This is a genomic window from Roseimicrobium gellanilyticum, from assembly GCF_003315205.1.
GTDB classification, from domain to species: Bacteria; Verrucomicrobiota; Verrucomicrobiia; order Verrucomicrobiales; family Verrucomicrobiaceae; genus Roseimicrobium; species Roseimicrobium gellanilyticum.
Map to the genome: position 1 here is coordinate 58,787 of NZ_QNRR01000014.1, position 13,943 is coordinate 72,729.

14 protein-coding genes are annotated in these 13,943 nt (G+C 60.1%); 5 read left to right on the plus strand and 9 right to left on the minus strand.

The features are described 5' to 3' along the window. Positions 1-59: 59 nt before the first annotated feature. The 3 genes from DES53_RS27495 to DES53_RS27505 form a co-directional block, all read right to left on the minus strand. Positions 60-1,262: a right-handed parallel beta-helix repeat-containing protein gene (locus DES53_RS27495; RefSeq protein WP_113961550.1), complete on the minus strand. Its 1,203-nt coding sequence runs from the start codon at positions 1,260-1,262 to the stop codon at positions 60-62. Positions 1,263-1,318: 56 nt separating this feature from the next. Then, a complete protein-coding gene (locus tag DES53_RS27500; RefSeq protein WP_113961551.1) occupies positions 1,319-2,353 on the minus strand; it encodes an alginate O-acetyltransferase AlgX-related protein in 1,035 nt (344 codons plus the stop codon). A 75-nt stretch (positions 2,354-2,428) separates the two neighbouring features. Then, positions 2,429-4,618, minus strand: a complete 2,190-nt coding sequence (locus DES53_RS27505) for a LamG domain-containing protein (protein ID WP_170157465.1) — start codon at positions 4,616-4,618, stop codon at positions 2,429-2,431. Positions 4,619-4,929: 311 nt separating this feature from the next. Here DES53_RS27505 and trpS point away from each other — a divergent pair, with 311 nt between their 5' ends. The 4 genes from trpS (at position 4,930) to DES53_RS27525 (ending at position 7,866) form a co-directional block, all read left to right on the plus strand. After that, the gene (trpS, locus tag DES53_RS27510; RefSeq protein ID WP_113961553.1) at positions 4,930-5,895 is read left to right on the plus strand and encodes a tryptophan--tRNA ligase; all 966 of its coding nucleotides are present in this window, start codon (positions 4,930-4,932) and stop codon (positions 5,893-5,895) included. A 139-nt stretch (positions 5,896-6,034) separates the two neighbouring features. After that, positions 6,035-6,625 carry a hypothetical protein gene (locus tag DES53_RS27515; protein WP_113961554.1) on the plus strand — a complete coding sequence of 197 codons (591 nt, stop codon included), beginning with the start codon at positions 6,035-6,037 and terminating at the stop codon, positions 6,623-6,625. Between the two features lie 147 nt (positions 6,626-6,772). Beyond that, a complete protein-coding gene (locus DES53_RS27520; protein ID WP_147263657.1) occupies positions 6,773-7,414 on the plus strand; it encodes a hypothetical protein in 642 nt (213 codons plus the stop codon). Between the two features lie 65 nt (positions 7,415-7,479). Continuing rightward, a complete protein-coding gene (locus tag DES53_RS27525) occupies positions 7,480-7,866 on the plus strand; it encodes a VOC family protein (protein WP_113961556.1) in 387 nt (128 codons plus the stop codon). Positions 7,867-7,924: 58 nt separating this feature from the next. Here the strand turns inward: DES53_RS27525 and DES53_RS27530 are convergent, their stop codons facing one another. The 4 genes from DES53_RS27530 to bamJ all read right to left on the minus strand — a co-directional run bounded on the left by DES53_RS27530 (position 7,925) and on the right by bamJ (position 10,962). Continuing rightward, positions 7,925-8,497 (minus strand): pseudouridine synthase, encoded by a 573-nt coding sequence (locus DES53_RS27530; RefSeq protein ID WP_113961557.1) that lies wholly within the window; start codon positions 8,495-8,497, stop codon positions 7,925-7,927. A 110-nt stretch (positions 8,498-8,607) separates the two neighbouring features. Then, positions 8,608-9,576 (minus strand): hypothetical protein, encoded by a 969-nt coding sequence (locus tag DES53_RS27535; protein ID WP_113961558.1) that lies wholly within the window; start codon positions 9,574-9,576, stop codon positions 8,608-8,610. Then, complete coding sequence (locus DES53_RS27540; protein WP_113961559.1) at positions 9,573-10,106, minus strand: hypothetical protein; 534 nt, start codon at positions 10,104-10,106, stop codon at positions 9,573-9,575. The genes DES53_RS27535 and DES53_RS27540 overlap by 4 nt, the downstream gene beginning before the upstream one ends. A gap of 61 nt (positions 10,107-10,167) precedes the next feature. Next, complete coding sequence (gene bamJ / locus DES53_RS27545) at positions 10,168-10,962, minus strand: BamJ family beta-barrel-assembly machinery protein (RefSeq protein WP_113961560.1); 795 nt, start codon at positions 10,960-10,962, stop codon at positions 10,168-10,170. 197 nt (positions 10,963-11,159) lie between these two features. On the opposite strand from bamJ, the gene DES53_RS27550 reads away from it, so the two are divergent. Continuing rightward, complete coding sequence (locus DES53_RS27550) at positions 11,160-12,206, plus strand: FkbM family methyltransferase (protein ID WP_211325715.1); 1,047 nt, start codon at positions 11,160-11,162, stop codon at positions 12,204-12,206. 22 nt (positions 12,207-12,228) lie between these two features. On the opposite strand, the gene DES53_RS27555 is transcribed toward DES53_RS27550, so the two are convergent. Both DES53_RS27555 and DES53_RS27560 read right to left on the minus strand, forming a co-directional pair. Beyond that, on the minus strand, positions 12,229-12,960 hold the full coding sequence (locus DES53_RS27555; RefSeq protein ID WP_113961641.1) for a cephalosporin hydroxylase family protein: 732 nt from the start codon (positions 12,958-12,960) through the stop codon (positions 12,229-12,231). Positions 12,961-12,977: 17 nt separating this feature from the next. Continuing rightward, positions 12,978-13,895: an NAD-dependent epimerase/dehydratase family protein gene (locus tag DES53_RS27560; RefSeq protein WP_113961562.1), complete on the minus strand. Its 918-nt coding sequence runs from the start codon at positions 13,893-13,895 to the stop codon at positions 12,978-12,980. Positions 13,896-13,943 lie beyond the last annotated feature (48 nt).

The window sequence follows — 13,943 nt, forward strand, 5'->3', positions numbered from 1 at the left end:
TTCTGACACAGCCACATGGCCATTTCATCATCACCCACGTTTCATGACGTGGCCGCAAATCACCTCTCGCTGACACCATACTTCTTCAGCGGGCTATCCTTCCCCTTGGTGAGATCACCCGCCGCCGGATCCTTCAGCATCGGGTCCTTGTCATAGACCCCGTCGACCTCAGCCACCGGCAGGCGCACGAAGGACTGCGTGCGCGCGGGATTGTCCACGCAGTACCACGCGTTCTTCTCAAACTTAAACGTCTGCGGCTCGGTTCCACCACCCACATTCACGGTAGTGGAGAGGTCCGTGGCGTGGAAGACGATGAGGTTCTCCCGGAAGACACCGTTGCGACAAGGGGCGTATGCCGCGTCCTGATTCTCCTGGAGGATGCGCAGCACCCAGCGGGTCGGGCGATAGATGGTGTTCCTCTGGAATACCGCCCCGTCCACACCCACAAAAGCAACGGGTGCAGCCGACCCGGTGAAGTAGCAGTCCTCCACCGTGATGTCCTTCGCTTCGCATCCAGGGTTCGCCGGTCGCATGTATTCCAGACCGGTGCTTCCTCCCACATTCACCGCGCGACCTCCCGCATGGATGAACTGACACCGACGAATCACGATGGCGCGGCTGCCTCCTTTGCTCTGCACCGCGTTTGCCCCTGCTGACGCACCACCAGCATGATGGCTGAACACACAGTTCTCGACCACGCCTTCATGACAACCCACGAAATCGATCGCTGACCCACCACCGCCCCACCGCTCAACGCGGCAACCCACAATCGTGAATCCATCCACCCCTGACATCTTGATGCCATCCTGGTTTCCCTTGGAGCCGATGTTCGTCACGGTGAGACGTCGCAGCACGATGCCACGGACCGGCGTGTCTCGATTGCCCGCATCATCGACATTCACGCCATTCCCAGTGGCGCCGTTGACGTGCAGATCGCGAAGCTCCACATGGCTGCAGCCACTGAGGTGAATGCCGCCTCCTCCACCCTCGAACACGGGAGGTTGCTTGTCATCCGCAGCCATGATGACGATTGACTTGCCTGCCTCACCTTTCAGACCTGAAGCTGAAATGCCTCCGCGATATGTGCCCGGCGCAACACGGATGATCGTGCCGGGGGTCGCTTGCTGTAGCGCTTGTAGCAGTGCTGTGCGATCTGAGACTTCCACCTCCGCAGCATGGATCGCATCAATCGCGGAGAAAAGAACCAGCGCCAGCGCGGCGGCAGAGGACGTGGCACCGAAGTGAGGGCTCGAAAACATCATGGCACGACCCTTTAAGGAGCCGTGCCACACGATCTTTCCTGAACTGGAAAGCGTCCTTACTTCTTCTGCACCTTCGCTGGGATGGCCTGATTCCACTTTCCAAAGGAGAACTCACGCGCGGTGAAGACCCACAGGGCCACCTTCTTCTTCGCCCAGAAGTCGGGATTCTTCACCGTGGCGCGGGCGATTTCACGGCGCGGGCCATCCGCGCCACCGGCCTGCATGGAGAACTCCTCCACTGCCGACCCCAGTTCCACCTGCAGATGATCCACAAAGCCGCCCTGCTGTGCGAGCATCGCGCCACCGCGACGGAACACCTGCAGATGACTGTCTCCCAAGACCAGCACGGGGCTCGCGGGATCGCTTTCCACCGTGGTGACATCGGCACCTGCGGACTTGCCCGCACGCTGCATGGGAAGCTTCTCCTTTGGCACGGAGGCTCTTTGCGCATCGGTCAGCAGGTCCCCATGAAACTCAAGATCCTGCACGGGCAGCGTGGCAAAGCCGCTCCCGGCTGCCTGCGCAATGGCGGGATTCGCCTTCAACTTCTCCGCCACAAGCTTCGCCACCACCTGGCAGGCGTAGGGTGACCAGTGGGAATCCGTCGCGCAGTAGAGCTGCTTGCCATCAGCCTTCGCACGTTCCGCCTTGAACACCGTTTCCAGATCCAGCACTTCAACCCCAGCAGCCTTCAGCTTCTCATAGTAGGGCACCAGGCTGGGAACGGATTTTGCATCAGCTCCGGCGTTCAGTTTCTCGGGATAGATGGCCGCCTTCGGCGGCACGGGGACGAGCAGCAGTTCGACTCCCAGCGCCTTGAGCTCTTGCGCGTATTTGGTGATCGCGGGCAGCGGATCCGTTCCCTCCTTGTTCACCTTCGCCATGTCTGCCGCAGCGAGGTCACCATTCGCAAGGTGTTCCAGTTCCTTACGCAGGAAGAACCAGCCTTTGTCCGCACCTTGCACGGAGAGATTCGTCGCTTGCGAGCCGGACAGCGCAGACTTCACGGCTTCCGTGAAGTCCTGCGCGTGGACGAGTGGAGTGCCGGCCATCATGGCAGCGGCGAGAACAAAGGCAGCAAGGGGTTTCATGATCGGGGACAGCGTGGATGGAATATTACAAGGTAGAGTACGGAGAATGGACAAAATATCTTGGGTGACGGCGAATCAAGGCGCCACGCGGGGCGAGGCCACATCGAACCACGCCTCCTGGTCAAAGGCCGTGGTATCATCGATGACACGCTCTCCCTTCAACTGGGTGTGATCGACTTCACGCTCGATCAGCAGTTCGTACGTCTTGCCCACTTCGCGCGGAAATCCCTGCACGACTTTCTCACCCAGCATGGCCCAGTGCTTCACCAGCACGGTCTTGGTTTCCAGGGTGCCCTGATGGATCTTCTCCACCTCATAGAGATGGGCGACAAGTGCGCCCGTGTAGGGGGAGATGCCTTCCGGGGTTGGCATCGGAGAGCTCTCCGTCAACTTGCCGGAGAGCTTCACGCGCTGCGGAGCGGAAGGGAACGTGGAAACACGTGCCTGCGCCGCATGGGCATTGCTGGCTATCTCCTCGTCCGTCAGAATGCGGTCATACAAGGCCACCTGCAGCAGGCCGCCATTCCAGCCACCCCCGAAGGTCAAGGTTTCCGGACCAGGCTTGGCACCTCCACCGGGCAAGGAATCCAGCTCAAGAGGCTCGCCATTCACCTGCGCGGCGAAGCCCTCCGCGCTTCGCGTCACCGCGAGGTGATACGGCACCGCGGGCAGCGCTGTCTTGCTCCTCCATGCCGTGGCTCCTCTCACCAGAACGAGATGACCGGTATCTTCGCCAACAGTGAAATCCGCTCCGTTGAAGATCGTGGTCAACGGCGCGTTGGCCGCCGTTCCCTCGTATTGACCCGGAAGCACCAGTGCTTCAAACGTGGCCGCAGGCTGCGTACGCAGGTGCGTTACCGCCGCTTTCACAAACTCCGGCTCTGCTTCATAGGAGCCGCCATCCAGCAGCAGTTCCCCCATGCGTCCGTAGCGTGCGGCATCACGCCCCGCCAGCACCGACTCGTGCTTCGCGCCATCGCGTGTCGCGAAGGCATTGAGCGTGGTGCGATCCTTCCAGAAAAAGAGCAGGCCTTCCTTGCTGGCAGGCCATGAACTCGCGATGACGGAGGCACCGGACTGCGTAGCGGTAGGGATGGTGTATCCCTTGAGATTCGCACTGTCGGCATTGGCGATCCAGGCATCCGGGTAGGCATCACCGCGGTTGTCGTGGCAGATTTGCAGCCATGCTTCCATCTTGTCCGCGGTCTCGCTCATGCGTCCCAGGTAGATTTCGGCAGAGCCGCCACCTTTGTTGATCACCGATCCGTCTTCGCCCTTCTTCTTCGCATAGGGGCCCGTGATGACGATGTAGCGTGCGTGATTGCTCCAGCGCGGATGGTAGAGTTCGCTGCCCTTCATGCCGGCAGCTTCGCTGAGATTGATATACCAATTCTTGCTGCCGTCCTCAGCCGCCATGGCCACCTTTCGATGTTCACCATCAAAGGTCCAGCCCACCCCGCTGTTATCCGGTGCCAGCCCGCTCCAGCACCCGGTCGTGATCTTCTTCGCCGTGTATTTGCCTCCCTGGAGGATGAGGACACCAGAATGTGGCCAGGGAAACTGGCCACTGGCTCGCGTGCCATCCCGCGAGAACTGCACATTGTCCGGAGTGATGGGCGTGTCGTCGTACATCACCTCGACCTTGGAGGGATCCTCGAGAGGAAAACGGATCAGCTTGTCTCCTTCCAGGGAGAGTCCTTTGGTGGCCTTCAGATTGGAGACCGCAAAAACGTACTCGGTGCCACTCGCAGGATCCTTCCAGCAGTCGACTGCGTAGCCCTCCGCCAGCTTCACCGGGGCAGAGCCCTTCCAATCCGTGCGGTAGATGACGGGGTGATAGTGCTTCTTCCCCCCTTTGCGCACAGTGTTCTTGTCCGTGTAAAGAATGACCTCGCCAGTGGTCGAGAGCAGCGGGCGGGAGTAGTTGGCAGGCTTGGAAAGTATCGCACGCTCACCCTTGCCGTCACGTGTGTCGATGCCCATGAGCAGGAGCTTGTCACTCTGTGCAAAGGTGTCTCCTTCGTGGGGTTGGGACGCCTTGGCCCACACCAGGCGGGTATGCGCCCCCGTGAAAGCTTCGATCGCCTGGCTGGTCTCCGTGGGATTGTCGTCCGGCGGGTGCGACTTGTCCGACTTGGATTTTGATTTGTCCTTGGAGGACGACTTTTCCTTGGAAGACTTGCTCTTGGTCTCCTTCCCATCGTCCCCATCCTTGTCGCAGGACGGAAGCAGGGAGAGCGACGCCATGGCGGCGGACGCGAGCAAGAGAGAAAAATGACGGGGCAACTTCATTCAGCGCAATAACCAGACGGATGGATCCAATACGGGCGCAACTCCACCATGCTGGAGGGCTGGTCTCGGCGAAAACAAAAACTCGCCGGGGAGTAGAGCTGCGACATGAGCAGCATCTCCTTTCTACCAAGGAGGCTGCAGGCGGGCGTCACATGGAGACGTCTTCACGGGGGCGTGCTGGGCGCCGCAGGGGCGTCCGCACCACGTGAGGTCTGTCCGAAGGCAAGGTTCACGGAAAGTCCCTAGGTTGACTTTACGCTGGTCGCAAGCACTTTCGCCACCCCATGCGTATCCTCTCTGGACTCCAGCCCACCGGCCGGCTTCACCTCGGCAACTACTTCGGCATGATGCAGCCTGCGCTGCAGCTTCAGCACGAGGGAGAGGCATTTTATTTCATCGCGGACTACCATTCCCTCACGGCCATTCAGAATGCGAAGGTCCTTCGCGAAAACGTGCAGAATCTGGCTGTCGATTTCCTCGCCTGCGGACTCGATCCGGAGAAGGCCGTCTTCTTCCGCCAGAGCGATGTGCCTGAGGTGACGGAACTCTCGTGGATTCTCAACACCGTCACTCCCATGCCGATGTTGGAGAATTGTCACAGCTACAAGGATAAGATCGCCAATGGCATCACGCCAAACAGCGGCCTCTTCACCTACCCCGTGCTCATGGCGGCGGACATCCTGATTTACGACAGTGATCTCGTCCCCGTGGGCAAAGACCAGAAGCAGCACCTGGAAGTGACCCGCGACATCGCAGTGAAGATGAACCTCGCCTACGGTGAAGGTCTGCTGAAGGTCCCGAAGGAGCGCATTCGCGAGGAAGCTGCCGTTGTTATCGGCACTGATGGCAAGAAGATGAGCAAGAGCTACGGAAATACCATCGAACTCTTCGAGGAGGAGAAGCCCTTCAAGAAGAAATTCAAGAAGATCGAGACGGATTCGACTCCGGTACCGGATCCCAAGCCCATCGAAGGGAGCAACATCCTGCCGCTATACCGCCTGGTGGCCACTCCGGAAGAGGTGGCGACCATGGAGCAGGAGCACCGTGCTGGCGGCGTGGGCTACGGCGCATTCAAAGAACGTCTGGGCGACAAGATGTGGGACTTTTTCGCCGAAGCACGCGCCAGACGCGCTGACATCCTCTCCAAGCCCGGCTACGTGGAAGACGTGCTCCAAGCCGGAGCGGCAAAGGCACGCGCCGTGGCAAAGAAGACCGTGGAACGCGTGCGCCACGCGGTGGGCCTGGGTTGATCTGATTCAGCCCGCCCCACGCAGCCAGGCCTTTGGGAAGTAACCGCCGGTACCCCGGCGGGTCCAGTAGCGCTTTCTCGCGCGCCGTGCAGCGGGACCCGAGTTGCACTTTTGGACAGATTCTGTGGTATGTCCCTGCATGAATCTTCCCGACTCAAAACAAGGCGAAGTCTGGCGTCAGGCACTCCGCAAGGTATTCGACACCGAAATTGCCACGATGGACCTCCCTGAGAGATCCAATCTGAGTCCTGCCGATGCCGAACAATGCCGCATCCTCGGACGGACACTCATTCAGTGGCTGGAAGGTCACGGCCCCCTCATGCTCCAGGAGAGGGCCTTCATTGAAGAAACACTTCATGAGCCCACCGAGCCCGACATCATTTTCGTTTCCAGCACTCCGGGGCTCGTGGCGGCACGACAGATTCTGAACCCCAAACCAGAGCGGGTCTTCTACTTTCCAGCGGACCGCTTCGACGCCTTCTGCGAGGCGCATCCCGATCCTGAATTCTACTGGCATGTGACCTACCAGTCCGACTTTCCGGAGCTGGACGCAGAAGAGATCGAACGCGCGAAAAAGGAACACCCCATCGAGCCTGCGGAGAAGTACTGGCTGCATCGGGAAGCGACGACCATGGGGCCATTGTTCGGCAGAGGGGGAAATCACCTCTGGAAATGGGACGGGACGAGGCAGAAGCTGCTGCAAGAGGGATTCAGCTCCTGGATTTCCTAGGCTGCACCCCCGCGGCGGGGACTCACTGCCGAATCTCCCAGTTGCGCGCATGCGTAGCGCAGACCAGATTTCCAACCCCACGCCTCGCGTCGCATGTGGAGCCACATATTTACATTTCTGGCAGGGGTGATCTGCGGCCTTGGCGGCATGAGCATCTGGTTTGGCCTGCGCTTCTTCGCGGACCTTCGTGCCACGAAGCACGCTGCGGCCTCGGACCTTTTCGCCGTGCTGCCGGGTGAACGCGACCAGGCCGCCCTCGCCGCGGTGGAGGCGTGCAAGAACCGGCTGCGCTGGAACAAGAACCCGAACCCTGAGTGGCTACCCCCACTCGTGGACGAAATCCCGAAGCTGGTGCGGGAAATCGCCGCGGTATATCACCCCAATTCCCCCCAACCCCTGCTCGCTCCTGGCTTGAGCCATTTCACCCGGGCATTGCAACTTGCCGCGACAGACGTGACGGAATTTTTGCAAACGCGTACCGTGGGACGCCTGGTGGATGTGAGCGCGCACACCGCGATCAAGACCTGGGAGAAAGGCCGGGAGGTCATCCAGCATGAGACGGTGCAGGCCCTCGGCAAGTGGTACCGGCGCATCCTTCCCGTGTGGCAGGTACTGCGATGGAACAGCCCTGTGGTCTGGGCCTCCATGGCCGTGTCGAACATCGCCGCTCGCACGTTGCAGCCGGCGATTATCGACATCGTGGCACGCCGCGCCGTGGAGCTCTACAGCGGCCGCGTGGCGGGTACCTTTGATCTGCCAAAACTGGAAGCTCCCAAAACAGACAAGTGATCAATGTGCACGTTTTTTCCACTGACCCAATTGATTCCTCTGATGTTCCGGCGTAAGGGCGGCTCATGAGCGCCGCCCCTTCCACCACCTCTCAAGTAAAACGCATCAGCCCCATGCTGGCCGCTGCGGACATGGAGGAGACTCTGGAATTCTACACCGCTGTGCTGGGCTTCACCGTCACCCTGAAGTCCCCTGAGTACTCGATCGTCGACCGTGATGGCGCCACCATCCATTTCATGAAAGCGGCTGATGAATCGGTGATGAATGCCGTGCGTGGTCACACGGAGATCTACATCGAGGTAGACGACATCCAGGCCATGTACGAGCACGCAAAGACCTGCAGGGTCCCAGGGCGGTTGACGGAACTCCAGGTGCGGGACTACGGCATGACCGAATTTCACATTGATGATCCGAACGAGTGTCTGGTCTTTGTAGGACAGGTGACACGATAGCTCGCTACACCACAGTTCACGGATTCGGAACACAACCGCAGTCCGTTTGCCGGGATCTTCACCGATCCAACACCAGCTTGGATTCCGCTGGCGTCAGCTCCCTCCACTTCCCTTCCTCAAGCTTGGAATCTCTCAGGGTAAACTGGCCAATGGCCACGCGAATCAGGCGCAATGTCGGGAATCCCACTGCGGCGGTCATGCGCCGCACCTGACGATTTTTCCCCTCGGTGAGCGTCAGTTCCAGCCAGCTCGTCGGCACGCTCTTGCGTTCACGAATGGGCGGTACGCGTGGAAGATGCGGAGGGTCCGGCTCGACCAGTGCCGCTTTGCACGGCAGCGTGGTGAAGTCCGGAAGCTTCACGCCCCGGCGAAGCTTGTCCAACGCCGACTCATCAGGGATACGCTCCACCTGTGCGTGATAGGTGCGCGCATGCGCGTGCTTGGGATGCAGCAGCCGCTCGTTCCAGCGCGCCTCATCGCTCAGCAGCAACAACCCCTCCGAGTCCGAATCCAGCCGCCCAATGGGATACACATCCTTGGGAAACCCAAACTCGGCGAGCACACGATGCGTGGGGTGCTCCTTGGTGAATTGGGAGAGCACGCCGTAGGGTTTGTAGAAAGCGAGGAGCAAGGTTGGAACTGGTAATCGGTAGATTAGTAAGCAGTAAATAGAAATGAGTACTGGCACAGAGTGAACAAGCAAGAATCGAAGTTACGGCTTACTACTTGCTGAACTACTGATTACCTGCTCCCCACTCGCCCTCCGCTCACCACTCTCACCACCCAGAACACCGGATTCACAAACAACGCCAGCAGCAGCAGCTTGTGATACAGAAAGCCAAGCTGCATGACCTCCGTCACCGTGCTGTGGAAGAAATACAGTGATACACCGAAGAAGAGCGCGATGCGGCGGTTGTGAAGGCCGAGGAAGACGAGGAGCTCCAGCGGCAATGCGCCCGCGAGCATCACCGCGGTGATCATGGGATGATCCACCATCGCCTGCCCCAGCCACGCGCTGCTATCAGCGAGACGCGGTTGCAGCCAGTCGTAGTAGCCCATGCCCTCGGACTTCACCACCTGCAATCCGAAATAGGGTGTATCAGAAATCCAGTCACCACGGGACTCGATCAGTTTGGTGATGGCGGAGACCACATACGTGGCCGCCAGCGACTGGCGCCCCCAGTCCGCCGCAAGCTGCTGCGATGTGAATCCATGCGGCATGGAAAGCCGGGTGCGCGGCTGGATCGCTGCCCAGACATAAGCCATCCACTGGGCCAGCAGCACCACCGTGAGCACCTGGGTGGTGTGGCCAATCGCACCCTGTGAGTTCCCCAGCACGCCCAGACCAATGCTGGCAACGAGGACAGGGAAGAGCGTGAGCACCGGAAAGACATTCGCCACATACAGCAGCAGGCAGACGGCCCACAGCGGCACGAGATACGGCGACAGCGCCTCTTTGCCCAGCCAAGTGAAGTCCACTCCCCACACCGCCAGCCCATGTGGCTGCGGCTGCTGATCAAACGGTGAAGGCTGCCGCAAGGTGAGCCATGCCGCCCAGGCAATGATGCAGCGTATGGACAGCGTCTCCCACCACGCATGACGCATGGGCTCAATGGCGAGCCAGAAACGCAGGAATCGCTTCCACCACGGAGCACCAGATGGCGAGCCAGCGCTGTCACCAGCAGCAGTCATGGCATCCGCCGCACTCATGAGCGCACCTCCCCTACCAGCTTCTCCCGCTTCACGATCTTCCCGTCCTCCAGGGTGATGTCCACCTGGTGCAGGCGGAAGCCAGGATACTTGCGCACTTCCTCCTGGGCCTTGCTGGTATCGCGCAGTTGCTTGAGCGTGGCATCCCCCGCAGGGCGGCACTCCTCACCGCTCATCTCCACGAGGCGCTTGCGATACTTCGTCCCCGATGCCGTGGCCTGTTCTTTGAGCCGACGTACTTCGGCCTTCAGGAACTGGTCATAAGCCTTCTTCACCCCCGAACCCCAGTTTCCAAAAGTGGGCACCAGCGCCACCGGTTTGTCATTCAAGTCTGTGACGTACACATAGTACGCCGTCGGCTCGAACGTCGAATACATCGGGAAGTTCGAGAAGGGATACCACTCGCCATGCTGCTTGGCATCCGGATGGTTCCGCGTGAGAAACGGCACGAGCGCACCGCTCACAAAAACAAAAAACCAGTGCAGCTTGAAGGGAATCCAAGCAATGCACTGGCGGAGTCGGTTCATCATTCAGAAGTAGTGGAGTGCGCGCCCCGGCTCCCGCTGCGCGCACTTTGCGAAGTGCGACGCGTTACTTGCCTTCGCCGCCGATGTTCAGAAGCTCCACTTCGAAGACGAGGGTGGAGTTCGGACCGATTTTCGGGGGGCGCACCTGCTCACCGTAGGCGAGCTTCGCAGGGATGAAGAACTTGAACTTGCTGCCCACGGACATGAGCTGCACGCCTTCCGTCCAGCCGGGGATCACGCCGTTCAGCGGGAAGGTGGCGGGCTGGCCATGCTTCTCGGAACTGTCGAACTCGTCCCCGTTGATGAGGGTACCCTTGTAGTGCACCGTCACTTCATCTGTGGCCTTCGGCTTCGGGCCGTCCGCCTTCTTGAGCACTTCATACTGCAGGCCGCTGGCGGTGGTGGTCACGCCATCACGCTTGCCATTGTCCGCGAGGAATTTTTCACCGTCTTCCTTGTTCTTGGGGCCGGCCTTTGCGAGCTCCGCGGTGGCCTTTTCCATCTCCGCCTGCTGCTTGGCGATCTCTTCCTGCTGCTTGGCCATCATTGCCATCTGGAAGGCCTGCATGGCGCTGCTCAGCTCGGCTTCGGTGTACTTGCCGTCCTTCTTCTCCGCCAGCGCATCCTTGATGCCCTGCAGCAGCGTTTCGGGAACGATCTCAAGGCCATTGCGCTTGAAGTCGCCACCAATCTGGGTGCCAATGAAGTAGCTCACCTTGTCCATCTGGGCCGGATCTGCCTTCGCAGGAGCTGCAGCTGGGGCCTCGGCGGGTTTGGCTTCAGCAGGCTTGTTCTCCTGCGCGCCAAGAGTGGCGACGGTAGCAAGAGCGACGATGGGGCACAGGAGGATGGATTTCATGGTAGAGCCCGAAACCTACGCCCCGGGGCGCGCCGTCGTCAAGGAGTCGCCCGGGATTATTCATAGGTGACAATTTCGGACCCTGACCTCTATGTAAGGGGGTACGGCAGAAGGGCCTGCATCACGTCCCCGACTGAAGCATTCTCTCTTCCTTCCTGCGGTTTGACCACCCCTCCATCCCGGCTATGAGCAACTCCATGAGCTTGGAAGACATCCTTACCCTGGCCAGCGACCAAGATGAGCTGCGCGAAAAATTGATCGCCGTCTGTCGGGCCATGGATGCCTCGCTGCAGAAGGAGGGCATCTCCAGCCGTGAGCAATACGCCAGACCACTGCTCGACGTCGTGATGCGGGGAAGGGTGTTCCGCAAACGGCTCGCCAGCGGCGTGATGATTGAGATGCCCTACGGCAACAAAATCAGCCGCGAATTTCTCCTGAGTCCCGAACCGGAGCCAGATCACGTGTGGGAACCCCAGACCACCAAACTGCTCATGCACCTCGCGTCTGGCGCCAGGCACGTGGTGATTGGCGGCGCCTACGTGGGTGACCAGGCGGCGCCACTCGCCAGCCTGATGCAGTCCTGGGGCGGGGCATGCCACGCCTTCGAACCCGAGGAGGCCTCCTTCCGGTTCCTGAAGCGAAGCGCAGAAATCAACCACCTCACAAATCTCCATTGCGTTCCAGCGGGTCTCTGGGACGCAGACGCGCACATTGCACTCACCGGAAGTGACTCGCTGGCCTCACCCACAGCGGCAGAGGCGGATAACGCCGACAGCATCGCAGCCCGAAGCCTCGACAGCTACGCGGCGGAGAAGGGCCTCGATGAAGTGGGCCTCATCATGTTGGATACCGAGGGTGGTGAATTTGCGGCCCTGCGTGGCGCGGAGTCTTTCCTCACCCAGCCGGAAGGCAAAGCTCCACACCTCGTGTTTGAGGTGCATCGCCATCATGTGGACTGGTCTGCGGGGCTGGAGTCCACCGACATCGTGCGGCATGTGCGGGAGCGCGGATACGAGGTATTCGCGATACGGGACTATCACTCCAATCATCCCATGCATGGAGAGCCCGTGGAGCTCATCCCGTGTGACAGCGTGTACTTGGAAGGGCCCCCGCATGGGTTCAACATGCTTGCAGTAAAGGACCCCGGTACGCTGCACTCTCCGTTCTTCAGGGTCGTGCGCGGAGTCAGCCCGAAGCTGTTGCTACATCGCGATCCCGCGCTGCACCAGCCGGTGCGACAATAGCACCAGGACCCAGCCTGAAGGTTCAGACCTTGCGTCTCAGGTAGCCACTGATGCCCTCCGTGATCATGGCCTTGTCACTCAGGTCATTCATGATCTCAAAATCATCGCGCTCCGCGAGGAAGGCGCGCAGGGCTGTCATGGGATTGTCACCCACGTCCCACGGACGATCCTTGTAGTACCCCTTCGGGAAAAACTCGATCAGAGTGTCCGGCAACACGCAGTACGAGCCTGGCGTGACAAGATCCGCGTACAGCTTCAGTTCATCATACACATGCTGGTGCGTGTGGTTGGAATCGAGGAACACCATCACACGCTCTTTCCCTTCCGCCTTCTCCCGGATCTGGGCGGCAATTGCAGGATCCGTGGAGCTGCCTTCAATCATGGTGATGCGGGGGCTCATGGGATGGGCCTCGATTTCCCGGCGGTTGTGCGCACGGATATCGATGTCCACAGCAACGACCTCGCCATGGCCGATCAGTTGGAGCATCGAGGCTGAGAGGATGAGGGACCCACCATGGGCAATGCCGGTCTCGATGATCAAATCCGGTTTCACAGCCCAGATGATCTCCTGCTGAAGCACGATGTCCGCGGGATATTTGATGATGGGCCTGCCCAGCCAGGTGAAGTTGTAGCAGGCTTTGTAACGATCCGCGTGCAGCATCCAGTCCAGCGATTTGCGCTGCAGTTCCACATCGCGCCCCATCGCTTCAATATCACGCCGACGCTCTTCAAAAAACTGCCGGACGGGATCCATGGGTGACTGGGCTGATGTCATCGGGTGGCACTATGAATGGACTGCCAGAGGCGTTGCAATCCGTTTTCGAGATTCACCCGGGGTGTCCATCCTGTGGACCGGAGCTTGGAGGAGTCTGCGATGGCGCAGGGCATGAGATCCTCGTTGGGAGGATCCTGCGCCGTGACCAGTCCTGGATCCGCTCCCACGGTGATGGCAATCTGCCGCGCCAGTTCCAATACCCGCACGCCCTCGCCTGTGCCGATGTTCACGATGCCGGTGAGACCGGACTCGATGGAAGCCAGCATCCCCTCCGCGACGTCGGCCGCATGAATGTAGTCCCGGAGGCTCTCCGGCGTCTTCACGGAAACGGGCGTGCCCGCTGCGAGTTGCCGCATGAGGAACGAGGTCATGCGAGCGGCGTCTTCGCCCTCGCCATAAGCATTGAACACACGGAACCAGGACCAATCCACTCCGGCATGCCCGGCTATGTCCCGGAGGACTTCCAGTGTCGCCAACTTGGCGCGGGAATAACAAACCAGAGGCTTCAGCGGCGAGACGTCTTCCACCAGGGGCTCGGGGCAGGTGGCATACTCAATGAAGGTTCCAGTCCCAGTGAGATTCCGGACTCCACGCTCCACGAGCCCGCGAAACAATGCCGCGCTCTGCTCCACGAGGAGGTCGTTCTCTGGCGAGGTGAAATTCACACCAGGCCGGGCAATCCACGCGAGGTGGATGAGGGCTGTGGGCGCAAACGAATCCACCTCACGCCACGGAATTTCGCCCATGGAACCCGTCGCCCTCCTGCAGTCTTGAGGAAGGGGCGCTTGTGGGTCGCGGCACATCCCCAAGACCTCATGCCCCCTGACCCTCGCTTCTCGACAGACAGCACCACCAATCAGCCCATTAGCGCCTGTAACAAACAGCCGCTCATGCCCCTGTACATTTTTGAGCATATGACAAATATTGTTTGAAATTGCACAATCGCAAGCAAGCCTGTCAAA